The following is a 22,128-nucleotide window of genomic DNA, read 5'->3' as shown; positions in this document are numbered from 1 at the left end:
TTATCGCTCGCCCCGAGACTCACGATGCGTCGTCTTCTGATCTGCCTGTTGCTTGGTTTCCTACCCCTGTTCGCTGGTGTCAGCGTCCATGCCAGTGAGGCAACGCGCCCGAAAGTCGGCCTGGTGCTGTCCGGCGGCGCGGCCCGTGGCCTGGCGCATATCGGTGTGCTCAAGGCTCTGGAAGAACAAGGCATCAAGATCGATGCGATTGCCGGCACCAGCATGGGCGCGGTGGTCGGTGGGCTGTACGCCTCGGGTTACAAGATCGACGAGCTGGAAAAACTCGCCCTGACCATCGACTGGCAGCAAGCGCTGTCCGACGCCCCGCCCCGTGAAGACGTACCGTTCCGGCGCAAGCAGGACGACCGCGACTTTCTGGTGAAACAGAAGCTGAGCTTTCGCGATGACGGCAGCCTCGGCCTGCCATTGGGCGTGATTCAGGGCCAGAACCTCGCGCTGCTGCTGGAAAGCCTGCTGGCCCATACCAGCGACACCCGGGATTTCGACAAGCTGCCGATCCCGTTCCGCGCCGTCACCACCGACATTGCCAACGGCGAAAAAGTGGTGTTCCGCAAGGGCCACCTGCCCCAGGTGATCCGCGCCAGCATGTCGATCCCGGCGGTGTTCGCCCCGGTCGAACTCGACGGCCGATTGCTGGTGGATGGCGGCATGACCGACAACATTCCCCTCGATGTGGCCCGTGAAATGGGTGTCGACGTGGCCATCGTGGTCGACATCGGTACCCCGCTGCGCAATCGCAAGCAACTGGTGACCGTGGTCGATGTGCTGAACCAGTCGATCACCCTGATGACCCGGCGCAACTCCGAAGAACAACTGGCGACCCTGCATCCCGATGACGTGCTGATCCAGCCGCCACTGGCGAGTTTCGGCGCCACCGATTTCGGTCGCGGCCAGGAGATGATCGACGCCGGCTACCGCGCGACCCAGGCCCTGAACGTGCGCCTCGCGCGCCTCAAACCCGTGCAGTCGCAGGACGCCGAGCTCAACGCCGCCCGCGCACCGGGCCAGCGAACGCCGATCATCACCGCTATCAAGGTCGAGAACGACTCGAAAGTCGGCGATGACGTGATCCGCTACTACATCCGCCAGCACATCGGCGAGCCGCTGGATCTGGGCCGTCTGCAAACCGACATGGGCACCCTGTACGGCCTCGATTACTTCGAGCAGGTGCAATACCGCGTGGTGCACAAAGGCGCGGATCACACGCTGGTGATCAGCGCGCGCGGCAAACGCACCGGAACGGATTACCTACGGGTCGGCCTCAACCTGTCGGACGACATGCGCGGCGACAGCGCCTTCAACCTCGGCGCCAGTTACCGCATGAACGGCATCAACCGGCTCGGCGCGGAATGGCTGACCCGGGCGCAGATCGGCGATAAACAAGAGTTGTACAGCGAGTTCTATCAGCCGCTGGACGTGGGCTCTCGCTACTTCGTCGCACCTTATGCGTCGTTTGCCGCACAGAACGTCGACTCGGTTCTGGACAACGATCCGATCGCCCAGTATCGCGTCGAGCGCTATGGCTTCGGCCTCAACTTTGGCCGGCAGATCGGCAACAGCGGCGAAGTGCGTTTCGGCGTCGGCGAGGCCTGGGGCAAGGCGGATGTGCGAATCGGCGATCAGGATCTGCCGAGCGAAAACTTCAACGAAGGGTTCTATGCGCTGAAGTATTCCTTCGACTCGCTGGACAACGTCTACTACCCCCACGAAGGCGAAGACATTGGCCTGACGCTGGTGCAGTTCGAGCCGAGCCTGGGTTCCGACACGCGCTACCGGCAGTGGGAATTCAAACTGGACAAGGCCATGAGCAGTGGCCCGGATACGCTGATTCTGGGTGGCCGTTACGGCCGCACGCTGGACGATGCCAACGTGGTGACCTCCAGTTTCCTGCTCGGCGGCGCCCGGCAATTGTCCGGTTTCCGCGAGGACGCGATCTCTGGGCAGAACGTCAGTCTGATGCGCGCGGTGTATTACCGCCGCCTCACGCCGCGCTCTTACCTGCCGCTGGACTTCCCGCTGTACGCCGGCGCCTCGCTGGAACGCGGCCGGGCCTGGAACAACGACAATGAGTTCGACAGCGGCTACATCAACGCGGCCAGCGTGTTCATCGGCTTCGATACGCCGCTGGGGCCGTTGAATTTCAGCTATGGCCTGAACGATGCGGATGAACAGGCGGTGTACCTGAACCTCGGGCAGACCTTCTGACGGCAGTCAACGAATCCCCGCCAACAGCGTGCGCGCCGTTTGCCTGAGGGGTTCGTCGGCTTCCTTGAGCAGTTCGTTGAGCAAGGCAATGGCGCTGTCGATATCGCCGTCGTCGATGCAGGTCTGGGCCTGTTCGAGTTTGCCGGCGTTGGCGGTGTCCGAGGGTTCGGGTTCCGGGGCTTGTAGCTCCAGTGGTTCGAGCGAGAGCGACGTGCCGGGATCGCCAAACTCGTTGAGGAAGTCCTCGTCCAGCGGCTGCGTTTCCGGTTCGACGATCCATTCCAGCTCGGCGGTTTCGGCGTCGTCGGGCAGGGTTTCCGGCAATTCGAAATCCTGTGGCAATACCTGCAGATCTGAGCCGAGCGTTGATGGCGGCTGTTCAGGTGCTGTGGTGGCCGGGCGAGTTTCTTCAAGATCCCAACTGGAGGCCATCGAGAGTTGATCCAGATTCAGTTCGAAATTGTCTTCGGGTTCCGGCTCCACAGGGGGTTCGATCGGCAGCGCGGCAATCACCGGGGCCGCCGCCACCAAAGGCGCGGCGCTGACCAGTTTCGGGTAGCGGGCGCGAATCTCCTGCAAGCGCTGATCCTCGACCCCGAGCTGGCGCAGACGATTTTCCTGCTCGTCATAGGCCGGGGTGTCGCCCTGCCGCCCCAGCACTTCAAGCAATTGCACGCCGAGGTCGATGCGCTCCGGTTCCCGCTGCAACGCATCACGCAACAAACCGGCGGCCTCGCCCAAGCGTCCGTAGGCCAGATAAATACCGACCGCTTCCAGCACATCGCCGTTGGCGTGTTCCTCGCGATGTTCGAGCGCACTGTGAACGGCACTCGGCTGCATCGGTTCGGCGTCGTCGACCAGGGGTTCGTTTCGTACCGGCAGGAACGGTGTCGGCGACTCAGACCCTTGCGCCTGCTGGCGTTGCCGGCGCACATACAGCCCTGCCACCAACAATCCCAGTACCAGCAGCAGTCCGCCAAGCAGCGGCCAGTTGAGTGAATCCTCCTGAGACTCGACCGGGACAATGACCGGCGCTGGCGCAGGTGCCACGGGCGCTACCGGTGCCGGCGGCGCCTGTTGCACTTCAATCAGCCGGGCCTGCAAATCACCGAGCTGTTTCTTGCCGTCAGCGATCAGCACTTCCTGGGCCTGAAGCTTCACGTTCAATTCATCGATGGTTTTTTGCAGTTGCTGGTTCTGCACAAGGCTCGCCGCCAGTTGCTCGGCCTGGGCGTCGGCGACCGGAGCCGGCGGCTGCACCGGCGCAGCAGGTTTGGCCGGCGTGGTTGCGGAGGGCGCCTCGGGGGTCGGGAATTCCGACGATTGCGCACGCGCAGTTGGCTCATCGGTAGCCGGGACAATCCCCGGAGTACCCGGCGGATCGATCAGCACGGTGTATTCGCGCAGCAGGTGGCCATTGGGCTGATCGAGCTGCACGAGGAAATTCAGAAAGGGTTCGTTGACCGGTTTGCTGGACGTCACCCGAATCATGTTGCGATTGCCACGCAGGATCGGAGTGAACTTGAGGTCATTGAGAAAGAACACGCGCTCGATGCCGGCGCGGCCAAACTCGTCCGCCGAGGCCAGACGAACCGCCAGTTCGCTTTCGCCGACGCCCCCGACATCCACCAGAGCGATGTCAGCCTTGAGCGGCTGATTGAGGGCTGAATGCACGGTGATGTCACCGAGCCCCAGCGCCAATGACGCGGTGGACCAGGTGAGAACACCGGCCACCAACAGCGAGTTGGCGCAACGCAGTACCACGTGCCGACTTCCGAGCATGAGCATCCCTTAAATAAGCAAAACCGACTTCTATGCGTTCGCACATCCGGTACGAACACGATATTGCCCAGTAGTTCTTATAGTCTGCCCAGCGCGATCTCTCAAAAAAACGGCACGCGGTTGTGCCTCAAGACTTTTCCAGATTGGCCAGAATGTGCCCGTGTACCCGCATGCACACCTTCAGATCCGCCTCGTCGACGCCTTCGAACAATTCCTTGCGCAGTTGCGTGGCGATGGTTTCGATCTGTTCGATCAGCGGCAGGGCCGGTGCGCACAGCACGATTTTTTTCGCCCGGCGGTCTTCCATCACGGACTGGCGTTGCACCAGGCCCTGGCTTTCCAGGCTGTCGAGCAGACGGGCCAGGGTCGGCCCTTCGACGCCGACGCTTTGCGCCAGCTCCCGCTGGGTCGGCGCCTCTTCGAAGCGCGCCAGATGCAGCAGCACCAGCCAGCGTGCCTGGGACAAGCCCAGACCGGCCAGCCGGCGATCCAGTTCGGCACGCCAGCCACGCGACATCTGGGCCAATTGCATGCCAAAACGGTGTTGATCGGTTAACGGCATAAAACACTCATGATTAGACTGAACAAATAGAGAAAAACTAATTATTAGTCAGCTAAGCATGACATTTGGCTATAGGCAAGAGGCGTCCTGTACTGAATCGTTACAACCGTATAACGGTTGGCACAAACGCCCTCTTACATTTCAAACTCGGATTGCAGCGCAGCCCGCACGCAGTAAAGCACGCCCTCCGGTACGCGACCGGCAAACAGCTCGGCCACTTCGGCGACCGACGGCAACTCGCCTTCGCCGTCGAGGAACGCGTCCTGGATTTCCCCCATCAGGTCTTCCGGCAAATCCAGCGCTTGCTCGAGCGACAGCTGCTGCTTGCCGATGGCTTCGGCGAGCATGGTGTAGACGTTCTTTTCCGAGCACTGCAACTGACCGGAGATCTGCAACGGCGTCATGCCGGCGCGGGCCAGGGTGATCAGTTCGTGGCGCACGTCGGCCACCACTTTCGGCGCCTCGGCCTCGCCGCCGAGCACTTCGAGGAAGGCCTCGCCGTAACGCTCCAGCTTGCGCGCGCCGACGCCGCTGACCCGTGCCATATCCGCCAGCGAGGTCGGCTGGCTGCGGAGCATTTCCAGCAGGGTCGAGTCGGGGAAGATGACATACGGCGGCACGCCATGTTCTTCCGCCAGTTTGCGCCGCAGGGCACGCAACGCTTCCCACTGTTCGCGCTCTTCGCCGCGCACCAGTTGACTGGCCGGGCTCTTGCTGCCGCTCTTGGCGCTGACTTGCGGTTTGAGGTCGCGGCGCAGCTCCAAGCTCACTTCGCCCTTGAGCAGCGGCCGGCAGGTGTCGCTCAGGCGCAGCCCGCCATAACCTTCGTGATCGACATCGGCCAGACCGCGGGCAACCAGCTGACGGAACAGCGAGCGCCATTCGCTCTCGCTCAACGCCTTGCCGACGCCGTACACCGACAGGTGCTGATGGCCGAAGCTGCGGACCTTTTCGTTGTCCTTGCCCAGCAGCACGTCTACCAGATGGCCGACGCCATAACGCTGGCCGGTGCGATAGATCGCCGACAGCGCCTGACGCGCAGGCTCGGTGGCGTCCCAGGTCTGCACGCCGTCGGTGCAGTTGTCGCAGTGGCCGCATGGCTCCGGCATGTCCTCGTCGAAATACGCCAGCAGCGCCTGACGGCGGCAGCGGGTTTCTTCGCAGAGCGAGAGCATGGCGTCGAGCTTGTGCTGCTCCAGACGCTTGTGGCGCTCGTCGCCTTCGGAGTTCTGCAGCATCTGCTTGAGCATCACCACGTCTTGCAGACCGTAGGCCATCCACGCGTCCGCCGGCAGACCGTCACGGCCGCCACGTCCGGTTTCCTGGTAATACGCCTCAAGGGATTTCGGCAGGTCGAGGTGAGCGACGAAGCGCACGTTGGGTTTGTCGATGCCCATGCCGAACGCCACGGTGGCGACCATGATCAGGCCTTCCTCGTTGAGGAAGCGCTTCTGGTGATAGGCGCGCAGATCGTTGGGCAGACCGGCGTGGTACGGCAGCGCCGGGAAGCCCTGCTCAGTGAGAAACGCGGCCACCTCCTCCACCTTCTTGCGCGACAGGCAGTAGACGATGCCGGCGTCGCTGCGCCGCTCGGCCAGGAACGCCAGCAACTGCTTGCGCGGCTGCTCCTTGGGCACGATGCGGTAGAAGATGTTCGGCCGGTCGAAGCTCGACAGGAAACGCTCGGCGTTCTGCAGGTGCAGGCGGGTGACGATTTCTTCGCGGGTACGTTTGTCCGCGGTGGCGGTCAAGGCGATGCGCGGCACGTCGGGGAACATTTCCGCCAACTGCCCCAGTTGCAGGTATTCCGGGCGGAAGTCATGGCCCCATTGCGACACGCAGTGCGCTTCATCGATGGCGAACAGCGCGATGTTCAAGCCTTGCAGGAACGACAGCATGCGCGGCTGCACCAGACGCTCCGGCGCCAGATACAGCATCTTCACTTCGCCGCGCTTGATCCGGTTGGCGAGGTCGCGCTGTTGTTCGGCGCTCAGGGTGGAGTTCAACGCGGCGGCAGCCACGCCCAGCTCTTCGAGGGTGGCGACCTGATCGTCCATCAAAGCGATCAGCGGCGACACCACCACCGCCAGGCCGTCGCGCAACAGCGCCGGCACCTGGAAGCACAGGGACTTGCCGCCGCCGGTCGGCATCAGGACAAGGGCATCACCGCCACTGGCTACGCGCTCAATGATTGCACCCTGACGGCCACGGAAACTGTCGTAGCCGAAGATGTCCTTGAGGACGCGTTGAGCCTGTTCGAGCATAAAAACTCCAAAAATCCACCGAAACATCCCTGCACAGGCTGGTTCAAGACAGCCGAGGCTGCTTTAAACAAAACGTAAGCGCGCATTGCATCGCGCCCTACACAATCAGCCGCGACACCGGCAGGGATCGCAAAGCGCGGCAGTATACCCGAGCCCTCCCCGGCAAAGGGCACCGCCGATAAGAAGCTTGTGCGGGCAAATCTGCCGTGCGGCTGGCTTGAGGGCTCAAGAAGGCCTAGAATTCCCGCATTGTTTATTCCCCCAAGGTAGCCCTTTAATGTCCTTCGCCGAGCAACTAACCCGCCTGCAAGTCTTCCTCGACGCCGACGAGCTGCATGAAGAGGCGCTGGACTACGTGGCCGCTCACGGTTACCTGACTGCGCTGTCGATCTGCGCCGACGTGGTGCCGGATCGTGAGTGGATCGACGCCCTGTTCGCCGAAGAGCCGCATTACAGCAGCGAAGCCCAGCGCGAAGAGATCGAAGCCACGCTGATCGGCCTCAAAGCCCACATCGCCCGCCAACTGGCCTCCGATGAAGAATTCGAGCTGCCATGCGAACTGGACCTGGGCGACGACCCGGACGATTCCGAACTGCGCGGCTGGTGCATCGGCTTCATGGAAGGCGTGTTCCTGCGCGAAGCGGCCTGGTTCGAAACCGCCGAAGAAGAAGTCAGCGAGATGCTCCTGCCGATCATGGTCGGTTCGGGCCTGTTCGACGAACAGCCTGAGTTCGAAGACATCGCCAAGGACGCCAACCTGATGGACGACATGATCGTCCAGATCCCGGAAGCCCTGACCGCGCTGTACCTGCTGTGCCAGGCGCCCGACGAAAAACCGGCGATCCTCAAGCCACGTCACCACTAAGATCCGGCCTATGGACAACCCCATAGGCAACCGCCCCCTGATGTTGCGCTACATCCTGCTGGCCATCGGCTGGCTGAGCGTGGCATTGGGGGTGATCGGGATATTCCTGCCTGTTCTCCCCACCACCCCCTTCCTTCTGCTGGCAGCCGCGTGCTTCGCCCGCAGCTCTCCGCGTTTCTATCAATGGCTGGTCGAGCATCCCCGGCTCGGGCCATGGATCCGCGACTACCTCGACGGCAACGGCATTCCGCTCAAGGGCAAGGTCTACGCGATCGGGCTGATGTGGGCGAGCATCCTGTTCTCGTGCTACCTGGTGCCGCTGGTATGGGCGCGTGGGTTCATGCTGACCAGTGCGGTGTTGGTGACGGTTTATATCTTGCGGCAGAAGACGTTGCGTAAATCCTGAGCCGCTCCGCCCGGTGACCGCTCGTCGAAAACCCTCGTACCCCTGTCAGATCTGACAGTAGGCAGCTAAACGCTTCAGCGCTCTAATCCTTCGTCAATGGTGCCGGCATTCAGACATTCGGACACCCCTTGCGAAGGTGCGCGTACATGAACAGTCCTCTTACAGCGTCCGGTTCCACGCCCAACACGACCGTTGTTTTTCCACCCGACCGCAGCGGCATCGGTACACTCGCCGTCCCACGGCCCTATCCGGTCGGATACAAACTCCTGCCGAATGACGTCCTGGGCGTCAACATCAACATGGTGTATAGCGACCGCGACGGCTTGCTAATCTACATCCTCGCCTATCAGTACATGGCTCTCGGCGACTGGATCAAAGTCTACCTCGCAACGAAAAACAAGCCCGTGGTGGAATTTCCGGTTACCGAAGCACATTTCGAAAGCAACGGGGACGCAAAAAACATCCCCTGTTATATCCCGGCCGCTGACATGGAAAGCAATTTTGCTCCCCTGCTAGCGGAAACGAAGGATATCTGGGTCAAAGTTCGCCGTATCAGCGACAACTCTACGGAGGACTCGCCGCATGCCCAGCTGTGCTACAAACCTACCCGCCCGGGCGAGCCTGACACGGATGGCGGCAAGCCATTCAATCAGGGTCTGAAATTGCCGGTCGCCTCGGAAACGATCATCGATCAGACCGTAATCAACGACGGGATGTTCGTGACCGTACTGGCGTACTTCAATCAACAGATCGGCGACATCGTGGTGCTTGCTTTCGGTTCGCTGCTCCTCGAACAAGAAGTCACCGCACTGGGCGATGTCGTGTTCGAACTGACGCCGGAAATGCTCGCCACCCTCAAGCCCACCACCATAATTATCGTGCGCTGGGGGGGCTTCGATGTGGTGGAGAACTCCAGTGGCTGGTCGGATGCACTGGAGATTGTATTCAAGCCCGGCATCGTATTGCTGGTTGCCCCCATTTTCGAACTGGCCGATATCGACAACGTGGTGCACCACGATTGGCTCGCGGGCGGCCCTCTATGGATATTGATCACAGGCATTTTTGCGGCTGGCGATGAAGTGGAGCTTTTACTTGTGGGCGTCACCGAAGGGGGTGACACCGTCAGCCACAGTTACCTGATACCGGTGTCGGCCGCCACCCGCTCGCTGAGGCAGGATGTCGCAAACGACTTTGTGCGAAACCTGATCAGGGGCAGTTGCCGTGCGATCTACAAGCTGATCCGAGCCGGCAAGACTCATGATTCAAAGCCGGCCGATGTCACCTTTACCGGTGGACTCTTCAAGCTGGGTCCGCCTACTGTCACTCCACTAGTCAATAACGACACCTTACCGGTGGATACCCTCAAGGGCGTGGTGCAGTTCGCCAAATATTGGCCCCTGAAGAAGGGAGCGATAGTCCAGTTGCTCTGGCAAACCGTCGACGACGCCGGGGTTCCGGTACTTTTCATCTTCCAACAAATCGTCACCGACGAGACGCTGACCATCGCCTTCGAAATAATCGCCAAATATATCGGTAAGTACCCCAGCTCATCGCTGGTGGTGCAATGCGTGATCATCAATCCGAACAGAACAAGGGTCGTGTCCGAACCGTTGCAATTGAAGATCGGTGACGAAAAAGCCATCGTGCTTGATCCGCCGATGCTGGTGGGCACTCCCGCACCGATTGACCCTCTGGGCGCCGCTCGAACCATGCGGGTCGAATATCCAGCGAAGATTGCAGGCGACCGGGGACGATTGGTGCACGTGAAAGCACCCACTGGTTCCATGCCGTACGCGCTGACAGTTCTGAACCCGAACAACCGCGCCAACTGGATTCTCGACAATATCTTTCTGGTTGCATTCAACGGCCAGACCGTTCCGTTTCGCTGGATTCTGAATCGCAACAACCAGAAGATCGCTTCATCGAAAGGTGTAGACATTGAGATCATGCCTATCGCCCCGCAGGACGCCCGGCTGCCGCTGGTGAGGATCAGCGGAGTGGAAGGGGGGGTCGTGGACACTCAAAAACTTACGCCGGCAAACCGGTTGGTGGCACATCCCTGGATCGGTCAACGCAAGGGACAAGCACGGCATCTGCAGCTGCGAGGTACGGACAAAAGCGGAAAAGAAACGGTTTTCGACGTTCTCAAGGGTGAACTGACCGGAGACGAATCAGGCCTGGACGAAGACCTGCCAATCACTTGGCTTAAAACGCTGAAAGATCTCTCTACGGTGTATATGGCTCTGTGGGTGAACGTAGACGGCACTACTGACCTGACCTCGGCCCTGGAGTTTCCGAAAAACTCCAAGGTAGTCGATACGCTGGATGAGAAACAGACGGTCATCACCTCTGTAAGTGACCCTCAGGGGCGTGAGGTGACCCAGAATTCCGAAACCATTGCAGCCACCGTCACTGTTCACGTCAACGGCACACCGCTCGAAAACATCACGATTTCGCTGAACGGCGTGGCGCAAACAACGGTCACGACCGACGCCGCCGGCAACGCTTTCGTCAACATCAACGCAGGAAACTTCGACGCCAATAACACTGTCACCGCCAAGGCAGAGTACGGCCAAGGTCTGATCTCTCCGCCTCGGAGCTGGATCCGTCGCCGGCCTCTGCAAATCGATACAACGCGCAGAATCGTTGACGGATTTCGGATCTATACCGGTTGGCCGGAAACAGGCGCCAAATGGCCGGGTAACTGGCTACAACTAAATCCGCAATATGGTGTGGGCCGGCCTATCTTCAGCTCGAGCAATCCCTCTGTTATTTCCGTTGACGCCAATGGCGTGGTAACCGGCCTTCGCAGGGGGGCTGCCTACATTTATGTTCAGGACCAATTCACCACTTATGCGATCTATGTGGACTCAATCCATATTTATAGATTGGATGTCTATGCTGCAGGTGTGACGCATTATGAGGCCGTGAACTGGATGAACAGCGTTGCAGGTTCGATTCCCTTGACGCTTACCTGGCCCTCCATGTACGTGGTTTATGGTTACAACTGGCCACTGTCAGCAGGATGGATTACGTGGATGTGCGATACCACGGCGTGCCCCGCAGGCACCGTCGGCCACTATGTTCATGGAGGTGGCGGACATGTATGTACCACTGATGTAAATGCTCGTTATTGGGCATGGTGCCTGAGGCCGTATTGAGCAAAAAAAGAGAGAAGGCATTGCATCGTTCCCGCCCCTAAAAACCCGCGTTTCCTTTCAAACGGGAGCGCGGGTTTTGTCGCTGCAACGCCTTCGCGAGCTTTTGTTGAAGAGTGTTGAAGCTTATGTCCGCAAAGCCACGCAACCTTGCGCCTTTGCCTACGCATCCGCCAGAATCCGCCGGCTTGTGCGCCTTGGGGGCGGGTTCTATTGTTTGGCGGTCGCTGAAAAACAGCGATCGGGTTTAGCAGCCCGGATCTACTCTAGACGCACAATGCCGTTCGTTCGTGATCAGGCTCACGCCTGTCCGTTCACGTTATGACGGCTTTGCGTGGGGCACTTCGGTGCGCCGGGTTCTAGAGTCCTGGTCTGCTAACCCGCGTACGGCCGTCACCTCTTTTGTTTAGCAGCGAAGTGTGGCGCCTCCACTACTCTAGAGACTTTACCCATGATCAAACCCACGCCAAACCCGCCCGAAGTCGATTCGACTTCCCCCTACAAAACCCTCGACTCCAAGAAATTCCACGAAGCCGCCGAGCGTGCGCTCGACCATTACCTCAATCCCCTCCTCCCCCGAAAACCGCTGCTCAAACCCAACACCCGCTACCTCATCGCCCCCGGTATCGACAGCGAAGAACTGCTGGCCGACGCCTGCGAAACCCTGACTTCGGCCAAGACCATGGCCAATGACTTCGCCGGGCTGGTAGATGGCTCGCACCGGCATGTGTTGTTGGGGATTGCGCAACTGATCATGTTGGGGGAGCTGGCGGTGAATCGGGTGCTGGATAATCTGGAAGTGAAGGTTGAGGCGCCCGCTGTAGCCTGAGCAAAGAAAAACCCGCCGTCCCGTTTGATCGGGACGGCGGGTTTTGTCGTTTCAGCGTTCAGATCAAACCGTGTCCACCTTCAACGAATGATCATTCAACATCCCGTTGATGATCGTCGCCGTGTCATGCCCGCTGGCGATCAACCCACCCGCCCCCGGCGTTACACCGTAGTGGCTGGCCAGGTTGACGCCGGCCAGGTCGATGGTCTGGTTCGGGGTGGCGCCAGCCATGGCGCTGACGTCGATGCTGGTCATGACCGAGGCGCCGCTGCCGGTGACGGTGAAGTGCAGGTAGTCATCCAGTGACGCCGACGTGCCGTTTTCACCTTGCAGCAGTTGCGACAGGTCGAGCTTGTCGGTGCCGGGGGTGAAGTCGGTGACGAGGTCGTGACCGCTGTTGCCCTTGAGCCACTGGAAGGTGTCGGCGCCCGGTCCGCCGGTCAGGGTGTTGTTGCCCATCCCGCCGATCAGCAGGTCATCGCCCCCGCCGCCATTAAGGATGTCGTTGCCCAGGCCGCCGTTGATCACGTTGTTATTGTTGTCGCCGGTGAGGGTGTCGTTGAAGTTCGAACCGACGAGGTTTTCGATGCCGGTCAGGGTGTCTGTTCCGGCGCCAATGGTGTTTTGCGCACCGAGCAGGCCGAGGTTGACCGTCACCCCGGCGGTCGCATGGGCGTAGCTGGCGGTGTCGATGCCAGTGCCACCGTCGAGCAGGTCGTTGCCCGGGCCGCTGTAGAGCAAGTCGTTGCCGGCGCCGCCGTGCAGTTCGTTGTTACCGGAGCCTGCGGTGAGCACGTCGTTGCCGTCGCCGGCGTTGATGATGTTGTCGCCGGTGCCGGCCACGAGGACGTCATCGCCCGAGGTACCGGTGAGGGTGTGGCCGTCCTGATAACTGATGGTCACGTTCGCCGTGTCGCTGCCGCCGTGATTGTCGTTGGCGGTGTAGGTGCCGTGGTAGTCCGGGGTGATGTCGTGGGCCCCGGCGTAGTTGAGGGTCATGGTCAGCTGGTAGTTCTCCGCCGCGTTGACGTTGTTGCCCGTGGTGTTGCTGATGTTGGTGATGTGGATCTGGTAGACGCCGTCGGACGTGGCGGTCAGGGTCTGGCCGTCCGCGAGGGCGATGTACGCGCCGCCGTTGATCGAGTACTCCATGGTGATGTGACCGGCCGCCAGGTTGTGGTCCAGGTTGAGGGTTTCGCCCTGGCGCAGGTTGACGGTGATGCGGTCTTCATCGTTGGCGTTGGTGTTGGTCACCGCGCCGAGGTAGCCGCTGACCACCAGCACGGCGGTCATGGTCGCGGCGTTGGCGCTGAACGAATTACGCACGTTGGCCAGGTTCTGGTTGGCGGCGGTGTTGGCGTTGGTGCCAGTGAAGCTGATCGCGCCGGTGCCGGTGAAGTCCGCCGACTTGGAGATCCAGCCGGTGTTGAACGAGGTTGGCGTGGCGTTGAGGGTGTCGCCGTTCGGGTCGGTGTCGTTGGCCAGCAACAGCTCGCCCGGCACCACGATGTTGCCCGACAGCACGTTAGTGATGACGTGGTCGTCCGCCGCCACCGGAGGCGCGTTGGGGATCACTTTCACGGTCAGGGTCGAGCTGGCGAGGTCGCCGTCGTTGTCGCTGAGGGTGAAGCCGATGTTTTCGGTGATCACCACGGCGGTGGTTTTCTGCGAGGTGTAGCTGTAGTCACCGGTGTCGAGGTTGACCACCAGGGTGCCGCTGTTGTTGGTGGCGATGCTCAGGGTGTTGTTCACCGTGTTGAACGTGCCGTGGTTGGCGCCGCCGCTGGCGACCAGTGAGCCCTGACCGCCGTTGGCTTTCGGGTCATAGGTGTAGGTGGTGCCGTCGACCACGATGGATTTGATGAACCCGCCATCGGCGCCGAACGTGCCGCCCTCGCCCAGCAGCGAACCGGTAACCGGCGCGCCCTGCACAGTGCCGGACAGCACCGAGTTGAGCTGGTTGAGATCGGTGACCACCACCGCGTTGGTGTTGGTGTGCGTGATGCCGTCGTACGCCAGCGGATCGAGGTTGGCGTTGCTCACGCCGCTGCCCAGGCCGATCGCGTAGTTCTTGATGTTGTTGGCATCGAGGAACGCCTTGAGCGTCGCTTCGTCGGCGGTGCCGATGTCACCCTCGTTGGGTTTGCCGTCGGAGAAGAAGTAGCCGACGTTCTGCGCCCCGGTGAGTTTGCCCGAGGTGTTGAACGCGTTGTACATGGTCGCCACGGCCGCGTCGTAGTTGGTGCCGCCGCCCGCGCTGAGGCCGGCCAGTATCGTCTTGGCCGTGGCGACATCGACCCACACCGAAGTGCGGTCAGTGGCGTTGCTGCTGAAGGTGACGAGTTGCACTTTCACATCCCCCAGATCGTCGTACTTGTCGAGCAAGGCGCTGATCGCCTGCTTGGCCAGTTCCAGCCGCGACAGGCCCGGCACGCCGGAGGCGTCGGCCATGCTGCCGGAGATGTCGAGGACGATGAGGATGTTGGAGTCGATCTCCACCGCCGCCACCGAACGATCCGACGCCACCGCTTTTGGCACGTCGTCGACGATGTTGACCACGATGGTGCTGGTGATGCTGTTGCCCAGCGCATCGGTGGCCTTGTAGGTGAAGCTTTCGCTCAGGGTGTTCGGCCCGTCGTTGGCGTTCGGCGTGGTTTTCGGCGCCGAGGTCAGGGTGTAGGTGTAGGTGCCGTCGGCGTTGAGCTGGATCTGCCCGTAAGTGCCGGTGGCACTGCCGACCAGGGTGTAAGTGATCGCCCCGCTGCCGCCGCTGACCGAACCGACCAGTGTGCCGCTGGCAGTTTCGCCGGTGTTGGAAGGATCGCTGCCGGTGACCGTGCCGGGGGCCAGGTCTTGCCCGTCCTTGGTCAGGTCGAGGGCTTTTTCGTAGACGGTCACGTCCTGATCGGTCGAAGCCACGAGTTTGCTGTCGGCGACGTTGACGGTGATGGTGGTGGTGCTTTCGTCGCCGTCACTGTCGCGGATGGTGTAGGTGAAGGTGTCGGTGGCGCCCGGCGGGCTCACCGAGTTCGGATTGCTGTGATAGACCGCGTTGCCGGCCGCATCAAGGGTCAGGTAACCGTAGCTGCCGTTGATGTTGTTGCCGAGGCCACCGATGGCCGAGGTCGCAGTGTTACTGCCGGCGCGCACGCCGACCACGACCGCCGCGCCATCCGCGCCGCTGATGTCATTGCCCAGCACGCTGATGTTGACCGTGCCGCCCTCCGCCACCGAGCCGGTGTCGGCCTTGGCAGTCGGCAGGTCGTCGATGATGTTGACGTTGATCTGCCCGGTCGCCGTGCTGCCATCGGTGTCCGTCGCCACCACGTTGAAGTTCTCGGTGATGCTGTTGGCACCGTTGGCGTTCGGGTGGGTTTCGTTATCGACCAGGGTGTAGCTGTAACTCACCACGCCGGTGGTCGGGTTGTAACCGGTGATGGTCAGCGTGCTGCCCAGCGGAGTGACGGTCGATTGCGGGAAGCCGGCGGCCACGCCGTTGGTCATCACGGCGATGCCGCCCACGGTCAGGGTTTGCAGACCGTCGAGCACGGTGACGGTGAAGGTGCCGCTCTGGGTCAGCGCCGGGATGTTGGGGCTGGTGCCGTCGCTGAGGTTTTTCTCGTAGACGGTGAGTTCACCGCCGTTGACGTCGAGGCCGTTGAGGACCACCGGATCGTCGTTGTTGTGGATGTTCAGCACCAGGTTGGCGGTGCTGGTGTCGCCGTCGGCATCGGTCAGGGTGTAGGTGAAGGTCTCGGTGCCATTGCCACCGCCGTGCAGGTTTTTGAAGTCTGCATCGTTGGTGTTCAGCGTGTAGGTGTACGTGCCGTTGGCGTTCAGCACCAGGGTGCCGTAAGTACCGGTGAAGGTGCCGGGGGTGATCGGGCCGGCATTCGGGCCGGTCGCCACCACGTCGGCGCCTTGCACGTCGTTGGTCAGCACGTTGCCGTTGAGGGTCAACTGGGTTTCCGACGCGGTGCTGGCGTTGCTGTCGTTGATCGCCTTCGGCACGTCATCGACGATGTTGACCACGATGGTGCTGGTAACAACGTTGCCCAGCGAATCGGTGGCCTGGTAGGTGAAGGTTTCGGTCAGGGTGTTGGCGCCGTCATCGGCGTGCGGGGTGGTGCTGGCCGGTGAGGTCAGGGTGTAGGTGTACGTGCCGTTGGGGTTGAGCACGATCTGCCCGTAGTTGCCGGTGGCGCTGCCGACCAGCGCGTAGCTGATCGCACCGACCGCGCCGGTGACCGAGCCGACCAGCGTGCCGGACGCGGTTTCCCCGGTGCTGGTCGGATCGCTGCCGGTGACCGTGCCGGCGGCCAGATCTTGCCCGTCCTTGGTCAGGTCGAGGGCTTTTTCGTACACGGTGACGTCGGTGTCGCTGACCGCGCACAGTTTGCTGTTGTAGACGTCGATGGTGATGGTGGTGGTGCTTTCATCGCCGTCGGAATCGCGTACGGTGTACACGAACACGTCCACCGCACCCGGGCCGCTCACGGCATTCGGGTTGCTGTGATAGACCGCGTTGCCGTTGGCGTCGAGGGTCAGGTAGCCGTAGGTGCCGTTGATGTTGCTGTTGAGCCCGCCGATGGCCGAGGTCGAGGTGTCGGAGCCGGCGCGCACGCCCACTACCGCGCCACTGGCTGCCGGGCCGTCGGCGCCGCCGATGTCGTTGTCCAGCACGTTGCCGCTGACGGTGCCGCCCTCCTGCACCGACGTCGCGTCGGGTTTGGCGGTCGGCAGATCATCGATGATGTTGACGTTGATCTGCCCGGTGGCGGAGCTGCCATCGGTGTCGGTCGCCACCACGTTGAAGTTTTCGGTGATGCTGTTGGCGCCGTTGGCGGTCGGATGGGTTTCGTTATCCACCAGGGTGTAGCTGTAGCTGACAACGCCGGTGGCCGGGTCGTATCCGGTGATGGTCAGCGTACTGCCCAGCGGCGTGACCGCCGATTGCGGGAAGCCGGCCGCGACGCCGTTGGTGATCACGGCGATGCCACCCACGGTCAGGGTTTGCAGACCGTCGAGCGCGGTGACGGTGAAGGTGCCGCTCTGGGTCAGTGCCGGGGTGTTGGGACTGGTGCCGTCGCTGAGGTTTTTCTCGTAGACGGTGAGTTCGCCACCGTTGACGTCGAGGCCGTTGAGGTACACCTGGTCGTCGTTGTTGTGGATGTTCAGCACGAGGTTGGCGGTGCTGGTATCGCCGTCGGCATCAGTGATGGTGTAGGTGAAAGTTTCAGTGCCGTTGCCGCCGCCGTGCAGGTTTTTGAAGTCCGCATCGTTGGTGTTGAGGGTGTAGGTGTATGTGCCGTTGGCGTTCAGCACCAGAGTCCCGTAAGTCCCGGTGAAAGTGCCCGCCGTGATCGGGCCAGCATTCGGGCCGGTCGGTACGCGGTCGGCGCCTTGCACGTCGTTGGTCAGGACGTTGCCGCTCAGTGTGAGATTGGTTTCCGAAGCAGTACCGGCGTTGCTGTCGTCCACGCCTTTTGGCAGGTCGTCGACGATGTTCACGTCCAGCGTGGCATTGGCGGTGGTGCCGTTGTCATCGACCACGGTCACGGCGAATTGCTCGTTCAGTACGTTGGCACCGTTGGCAGTCGGGTGAGCTTCGTTGTCGACCAGGGTGTAGCTGTAGCTGACGACGCCGGTGGCGGCATTGAAACCGGTGATGGTCAGCGTGCTGCCCAACGGAGTGACGGTGGATTGCGGGAAGCCTGCTGCCACGCCATTGGTGACTACAGCGATGCCGCCGATGGTCAGGGTGGTGACACCGTCGAGTGCAGTGATGGTGAAGGTGCCGCTTTGGGTCAGCGCTGGGGCATCGGGGCTGCTGCCGTCACCGAGGTTTTTTTCGTAAACGGTGAGCTCGCCGCCGTTCACGTCGAGGCCATTGATGATCACCGGATCGTCGTTGTTGTGGATCTGCAGCACGAGGTTCGCGGTACTGGTGTCGCCGTCGGCATCGGTGATGGTGTAGGTGAAGGTTTCAGTGCCGTTGCCGCCGCCGTGCAGCGCTTTGAAATCGGCGTCGCTGGTGTTGAGGGTGTAGGTGTAAGTGCCGTTGGCGTTCAGCACCAATGTCCCGTAAGTCCCGGTGAAAGTGCCGGCGGTGATCGGGCCAGCGTTTTCGCCGACAGGTACGCGGTCGGCGCCTTGCACGTCGTTGGTCAGGACGTTGCCGCTCAATGTGAGGTTGGTTTCCGAAGCGGTGCCGGCGTTGCTGTCGTCCACGCCTTTTGGCAGGTCGTCGACGATGTTCACATCCAGGGTGGCATTGGCGGTGGTGCCGTTGTCATCGACCACGGTGACGGCGAACTGCTCGTTGAGCACGTTGGCGCCGTTGGCGGTTGAATGCGCTTCGTTGTCGACCAGGGTGTAGCTGTAGCTGACGACGCCGGTTGCAGCGTTGAACCCGGTAATTGTCAGCGTGCTGCCCAATGGGGTGACGGTGGATTGCGGGAAGCCTGCGGCAACACCATTGGTGACCACGGCAATGCCGCCGATGGTCAGGGTGGTGACACCATCGAGAGCTGTGATGGTGAAGGTGCCGCTTTGGGTCAGGGCTCCCGAATCCGGGGCGCTGCCGTCGCCGAGGTTTTTCTCGTAGACGGTGAGTTCACCGCCCTCGACGTTCAACCCGTTGATGACCACCGGGTCGTCGTTGTTGTGGATCTGCAAAACGAGGTTCGCGGTGCTGGTGTCGCCGTCGGCATCGCGCAGGGTGTAGGTGAAGGTCTCGGTGCCGCTGCCACCACCGTGCAAGGCTTTGAAGTCGGCATCGCTGGTGTTCAGGGTGTAGGTGTAAGTGCCGTTGGCATTCAGCACCAGGGTGCCGTAAGTACCGGTGAAGGTGCCGCCGACCACCGGACCACTGTTGGGGCCGACGGGGATCCGGTCGGCGCCCTGGGTGTCGTTCGGCAGCACGTTGCCGGTCAGGGTCAGCAGGGTTTCCGAGGCGGTGTTCGGATTGGTGTCATCGACAGCCTTGGGCACGTCGTCGGTAATGTTGACGTCCAGCGTGCCGGTGGCGGTGTCGCCATTGCTGTCGCCGGCGATCACGGTGAATTGTTCGCTGAGGTTATTGGCACCGTCGCCCGCCGCGTGGGTTTCGTTGCCGTTGAGGGTGTAGCTGTAGCTGACCGTGCCGGTGGCCGGGTTGTAGCCGGTGATGGTCAGGGTGTTGCCCAGTTGTGTGGTGATCGATTGCGGGAAACCGATCGGCACGCCACCGACGATCACGTTAATGCCGCCGATGCTCAGGCTGCTCAGGCCGTCCGGCGCCGACACCGTGAAGCTGCCGGTCTGGGTCAGCGCGCCAGGGTTGGCGGCGGAACCGTCGGGCAGATTGGCTTCGTTGAGGGTCAGTTCGCCGCCAGGTACGGACAGGCCGCCGAGGGTCACCGGGTTATTGACCGGTGGTGGTGGCGGAACAATCGGGGCGGCCTGGCCGTCACCGTTGTCGATTACAGCGTTATGCCGTTCTTCGGGAAACTCGGGGATGCCGTTGAAACCGGCTGTCGGGAAACCGATGACCGGATCGACCCGGCCCGCCACTTCGGTCAGCAACACAAAACTGTGGCCGCCGCCCAGGCCACCTGGCGCGCCACCGGTTGCTCCGGGGCCGGCCGCTGTCGCTTCGGCGGTTTTGGTCGGGTCATCGCCGGCGGCAATGGCTTTCTGGATCTGCTCGACGTCGGTCAGTTGCGACTCGCTCGGGGTCACCGCTTCCGGGGCATTGACGTGGGCGGCCTGATCGGCGAGCAACTGGCCGGTCATGGTCAGGCTGCTGTCGCGACCGAGGGTCAGCTCCTGGCCATTTTGCAGATGGACGGCAACCGCCCCCTCCGCCCCGGTGATCAATTGATCCCCTGCAAACAGCCGATCGCCTTCGACCAATGGGCGGCGAATGCCGTCTGCCGATTGAGCGAAAACCTGACCAATGACTTTAGTGACGATCCCGATGAGCGTTGCCATGTGCATTCCTCCGCTGCCGACCACCGTCGGCGCTGGTTCGCGAAGCAGCCCATGGCTCAAGCGGGTTGTCGGGGCGACGCTCGCACCTCGACAGTTCGTTTCGCAGGTTGCGCAAATCCAGAAACTCCAGCGCCATCAAGCACTTGGAATCTCTGTTCGATGCAGCAGGCCCACTAACGCTACGTAACGGTGGTGAATCACCCGAGTGACAAAAAAATGTCGCTCATCAGCCGCTACGCGTCCCTCCCCTTTAGCAGTACTTCGCCGTATGTCGCAAAGTGAGTGGAACTTTCCTCAAGCCTTTCTGTGCTCCCTAAAGCGCATAAAACAAAGGCTTTCGAGTGGAACAATGTGCTGGATTTGGCGAACCGCATAAGTTTTTTTTGGCATAACCCATATGAAAATTTTTTCTTAGCTACGCTTCAGGATGTTCTTAGCTCTGTTGTTACAGGCATGAAACGCTTTCTACTAAAAATATCGTCAATAAATTGGCGACAGCGGAACACCATCAGGACTCAGGGAGATGCACCCATGCGCGTACTAACCCCCCTCTGCAGCGCGGTTTTGCTGGCCATGGCTTGCACTTCCCAAGCCCAGGCCATGAACCTCACCGAAGCGATCCAGAGCACCATCGCCACCCACCCGGAACTTGCCTCGCGCGTGGACGCGCGCCTGTCAGCTGATGAACAAGTGAAAGTCGCCAAGGGCGGCTTCTATCCGTCGGTGGATCTGAACGCTGCTTACGGGCGCGGCTACAGCGACAACACCAACACCCGGGCCTTCGGTAATCACCACACCGAAATCCTCAATTACACCCAGTCCGAGTTGCGTCTGCGGCAGATGCTGTTCGACGGTTTCAACACTGCCAACGAAGTCGAGCGCACCAAGGGCGTTTCCAACTCGCGCGCCTACTACGCGCAAGGCACCGCCCAGGACCTGGCCCTGCGCACCATCGAGGTCTACCTCGAAGTGCTCAAGCGCCGTGAACTGGTGACCCTGGCCAGGAACAACCTGCAGGCGCACTTGCGCGTCAACGACCAGATCGGCCTGCGCACCGAGCGCGGCGTGGGCAGCACCGCCGACTCCGATCAATCGGTAGCCCGTAAGGCGCTGGCACAGAACAACCTCGACACCGCCGAAGTCGATCTGGCCGACGCCGAGTCGAACTTCTACAGCGTGGTCGGGCGTATGCCGGATGAACTGGAAACCCCCGCCTCGACCCGCGGCGAATTGCCCGCCACCCTGCCCGAAGCCCAGCAGAGCATGGTCGAGAACAACCCGTACCTGAAATCCGCCCAGGCTGACGTGCAGTCGGCCGAGAGCCAGTACGAAGTCGCCAAGTCGCCGTTCTATCCACGCTTCGATGCGGAGGCGGCAGTCGGCGCCAACAACAACGTGCAGGGCGACGAGGGCCACGACAACGAATGGCGGGTCGGCGTGGTGATGAACTACAACCTGTTCCGTGGCGGCAGCGACAAGGCGCGACTGGCCTCCGACGCGCACCAGATCAATCAGGCGATGGACATCCGCAACAACGCCCTGCGCCAGCTCAACGAGAACATTCACCTGGCCTGGAACGCCATGGTCAACGCCAAGAAACAGACCCCGACCGCCCGCGAATACGCCGAAACCACCAAGCGTGTGCGCGCCGCGTATCAGGATCAGTTCGGCCTCGGCCAGCGCACCCTGCTCGACCTGCTCGACAGTGAAAACGAGCTGTACAACGCCAACCGTCGCTACACCGAAATCCGCTACACCGAGGAATACTCGATGTACCGCGTGCTGGCGAACATGGGCCAGTTGTTGAACAAGCAGCGGATCGTGCTGCCGGCCGATGCGATTGCCGCGACCGAGGTGAAGAACGAAGCACGCTTGCCCGAGCTGAAATAACCACGCTGCCGGAGCTGTCGAAAGCTGTGATCTGATCGTTCCCACGCTCTGCGTGGGAATGCAGCCCGTGACGCTCCGCGTCACTGGACGCTGAGCGTCCCTAGAGGCATTCCCACGCGGACGGTTCGACGCCTCGACGTGGGAACGATCAACTGAAGTAGTGCCAGGGGAG

10 protein-coding genes are annotated in these 22,128 nt (G+C 61.6%); 6 read left to right on the top strand and 4 right to left on the bottom strand.

Annotation, left to right across the window (positions count from 1 at the left end):
• Window positions 1–24 precede the first annotated feature (24 nt).
• A complete protein-coding gene (locus tag ABTV87_RS07520) occupies window positions 25–2,226 on the top strand; it encodes a patatin-like phospholipase family protein (RefSeq protein ID WP_085605695.1) in 2,202 nt (733 codons plus the stop codon).
• A gap of 6 nt (window positions 2,227–2,232) precedes the next feature.
• Here ABTV87_RS07520 and ABTV87_RS07515 read toward each other — a convergent pair whose 3' ends face one another.
• The 3 genes from ABTV87_RS07515 to recQ form a co-directional block, all read right to left on the bottom strand.
• On the bottom strand, window positions 2,233–4,008 hold the full coding sequence (locus tag ABTV87_RS07515) for a FimV/HubP family polar landmark protein (RefSeq protein WP_433899206.1): 1,776 nt from the start codon (window positions 4,006–4,008) through the stop codon (window positions 2,233–2,235).
• Window positions 4,009–4,135: 127 nt separating this feature from the next.
• The gene (locus ABTV87_RS07510; RefSeq protein WP_039765478.1) at window positions 4,136–4,570 is read right to left on the bottom strand and encodes a MarR family transcriptional regulator; all 435 of its coding nucleotides are present in this window, start codon (window positions 4,568–4,570) and stop codon (window positions 4,136–4,138) included.
• Window positions 4,571–4,704: 134 nt separating this feature from the next.
• Window positions 4,705–6,834: a DNA helicase RecQ gene (gene recQ, locus ABTV87_RS07505; protein ID WP_433899205.1), complete on the bottom strand. Its 2,130-nt coding sequence runs from the start codon at window positions 6,832–6,834 to the stop codon at window positions 4,705–4,707.
• A 277-nt stretch (window positions 6,835–7,111) separates the two neighbouring features.
• On the opposite strand from recQ, the gene ABTV87_RS07500 reads away from it, so the two are divergent.
• The 4 genes from ABTV87_RS07500 (at window position 7,112) to ABTV87_RS07485 (ending at window position 12,092) form a co-directional block, all read left to right on the top strand.
• The gene (locus ABTV87_RS07500; RefSeq protein WP_007958400.1) at window positions 7,112–7,699 is read left to right on the top strand and encodes a YecA family protein; all 588 of its coding nucleotides are present in this window, start codon (window positions 7,112–7,114) and stop codon (window positions 7,697–7,699) included.
• Between the two features lie 10 nt (window positions 7,700–7,709).
• The gene (locus ABTV87_RS07495; RefSeq protein ID WP_064594260.1) at window positions 7,710–8,105 is read left to right on the top strand and encodes a YbaN family protein; all 396 of its coding nucleotides are present in this window, start codon (window positions 7,710–7,712) and stop codon (window positions 8,103–8,105) included.
• Between the two features lie 146 nt (window positions 8,106–8,251).
• Window positions 8,252–11,266, top strand: coding sequence for a hypothetical protein (locus ABTV87_RS07490; protein WP_433899204.1), 3,015 nt, complete (start codon window positions 8,252–8,254; stop codon window positions 11,264–11,266).
• 448 nt (window positions 11,267–11,714) lie between these two features.
• On the top strand, window positions 11,715–12,092 hold the full coding sequence (locus ABTV87_RS07485) for a DUF6124 family protein (protein WP_433899203.1): 378 nt from the start codon (window positions 11,715–11,717) through the stop codon (window positions 12,090–12,092).
• Window positions 12,093–12,155: 63 nt separating this feature from the next.
• Here ABTV87_RS07485 and ABTV87_RS07480 read toward each other — a convergent pair whose 3' ends face one another.
• Window positions 12,156–20,066: a retention module-containing protein gene (locus ABTV87_RS07480; RefSeq protein ID WP_433899202.1), complete on the bottom strand. Its 7,911-nt coding sequence runs from the start codon at window positions 20,064–20,066 to the stop codon at window positions 12,156–12,158.
• Between the two features lie 531 nt (window positions 20,067–20,597).
• On the opposite strand from ABTV87_RS07480, the gene ABTV87_RS07475 reads away from it, so the two are divergent.
• A complete protein-coding gene (locus ABTV87_RS07475) occupies window positions 20,598–21,956 on the top strand; it encodes a TolC family outer membrane protein (RefSeq protein WP_433899201.1) in 1,359 nt (452 codons plus the stop codon).
• Window positions 21,957–22,128: the final 172 nt, after the last annotated feature.

Origin of the sequence: Pseudomonas sp. PSE1(2024) (assembly GCF_050990555.1) — a bacterium.
GTDB classification, from domain to species: Bacteria; Pseudomonadota; Gammaproteobacteria; order Pseudomonadales; family Pseudomonadaceae; genus Aquipseudomonas; species Aquipseudomonas aphyarum.
This window is presented reverse-complemented; position numbering and strand designations above follow the sequence as displayed.

Coding starts and splice junctions, on each gene's coding strand:
- recQ (WP_433899205.1), bottom strand. CDS start 6,834: ATGCTCGAACAGGCTCAACGCGTCCTCAAGGACATCTTCGGCTACGAC.
- ABTV87_RS07515 (WP_433899206.1), bottom strand. CDS start 4,008: ATGCTCGGAAGTCGGCACGTGGTACTGCGTTGCGCCAACTCGCTGTTG.
- ABTV87_RS07475 (WP_433899201.1), top strand. CDS start 20,598: ATGCGCGTACTAACCCCCCTCTGCAGCGCGGTTTTGCTGGCCATGGCT.
- ABTV87_RS07520 (WP_085605695.1), top strand. CDS start 25: ATGCGTCGTCTTCTGATCTGCCTGTTGCTTGGTTTCCTACCCCTGTTC.
- ABTV87_RS07490 (WP_433899204.1), top strand. CDS start 8,252: ATGAACAGTCCTCTTACAGCGTCCGGTTCCACGCCCAACACGACCGTT.
- ABTV87_RS07500 (WP_007958400.1), top strand. CDS start 7,112: ATGTCCTTCGCCGAGCAACTAACCCGCCTGCAAGTCTTCCTCGACGCC.
- ABTV87_RS07480 (WP_433899202.1), bottom strand. CDS start 20,066: ATGGCAACGCTCATCGGGATCGTCACTAAAGTCATTGGTCAGGTTTTC.
- ABTV87_RS07485 (WP_433899203.1), top strand. CDS start 11,715: ATGATCAAACCCACGCCAAACCCGCCCGAAGTCGATTCGACTTCCCCC.
- ABTV87_RS07510 (WP_039765478.1), bottom strand. CDS start 4,570: ATGCCGTTAACCGATCAACACCGTTTTGGCATGCAATTGGCCCAGATG.
- ABTV87_RS07495 (WP_064594260.1), top strand. CDS start 7,710: ATGGACAACCCCATAGGCAACCGCCCCCTGATGTTGCGCTACATCCTG.